The sequence below is a fragment of the Polaromonas sp. P1_E1_2 genome (assembly GCF_056406035.1).
This window is the reverse complement of sequence record NZ_JBFUAZ010000888.1, coordinates 1-1,183: the sequence shown is the minus strand read 5'-3', so window position 1 is coordinate 1,183 and position 1,183 is coordinate 1. Positions and strand designations below refer to the sequence as shown.

The window sequence follows — 1,183 nt, the reverse complement described above, 5'->3', positions numbered from 1 at the left end:
ATGACGCCGCGCCTGACACCTTCGCCAAGCGCCGCGCTGGGCTTATTGAGGATCTCGGTTTCCTGGTGCTCAAACGTCGGGTGAGCGCCATCGCCAGCAAGGCGAATGCCCCTTTCATCAGTGCGGACGTCCGGACACAGGAGGATCATGATCTATTTAGGCAGGCCGCGAATGGAGCCGGGTCATTATCATCTGYCGCGCTTGTATCGGCACAGGCTCCGATTTGGAGTTCGGACGCTCCATACGGAAGCTTTTCACGCGATGGCTACTCTTGGAACAACGACGTATGGGGCCCGCGCCCTGGGCCTCAGACGATTTCGGTGAGTGGAGTCAACCGGTGGAGCGTGTGGTCGGACCAGCCTAATACTCCTGGCATCAAGAGCTACCCGCACGTGGCTTTCAATATCGGGAAACCGCTCAGTTCAATCAACACTCTGAGCTCGAGCTTCAATCAGGAAGTTCCCACTGGCGGCGCCTGGGATGTCGCCTACGATATCTGGGACAGCTCAAACAAGCATGAGATAATGCTCTGGACAAACTACACCGGAAACTCGGACGGGAGCGGCAACGTTAAGCCCATTTCATATCATTATGCCCCTTCCGGGGCGGCCATTCCGGTCTACAGCAATGTCAATGTAGACGGAGCGACTTGGAACGTGTTTGAAGGTGAAGGGCCCGATGGTCACAAGGTCATCTCACTGCTGCGCACTTCGCGGACCAACAGCGGGACAGTGGACATCAAGAGTATCCTGCAGTGGATCAAGTCGAAGGGGTACTTTGGCGACATAAAAGTCGGTAGCGTCCAATACGGCGTCGAGATTACCTCGTCCCCGGGGGGAAAGAACTTCAATTTCAACAACTGGTTTGTGACCTCGAAGTGAAGATCGGCGCGGGGCGCAAGGTGAGATGCGCTTATGCCAATGAGCCACGCTGACTGACGGCCTAGCTTGCCGCTTACCGTCTCGCTCGCGGCCGTAATGGACACATTCCCGCCACACCAGCCCCGCGGACGTTCTGTATCGCGTTCGGTCATGGCTGAGCTGCGGCCGGTTTGTTGCATGGATCAGACTTTGGACGAGGCAACCCTATCCACTGCATTTTTCATGCAACGCGCTGGCGACAAATGGCATCTCGACGAATGTGTGGTGGCCATCAATGGCAAGAAGCAGTGGCTCTGGCGTGC

At 56.8% G+C, this 1,183-nt stretch carries 1 protein-coding gene; it reads left to right on the top strand.

Annotated elements, in window-relative coordinates; all coding sequences use genetic code 11:
• Positions 1 to 881, top strand: an 881-nt coding sequence (locus AC1D1P_RS23810; RefSeq protein ID WP_477674712.1) for a glycoside hydrolase family 12 protein, incomplete at its 5' end; no start/stop codon positions are given.
• Between the last annotated feature and the right edge of the window lie 302 nt (positions 882 to 1,183).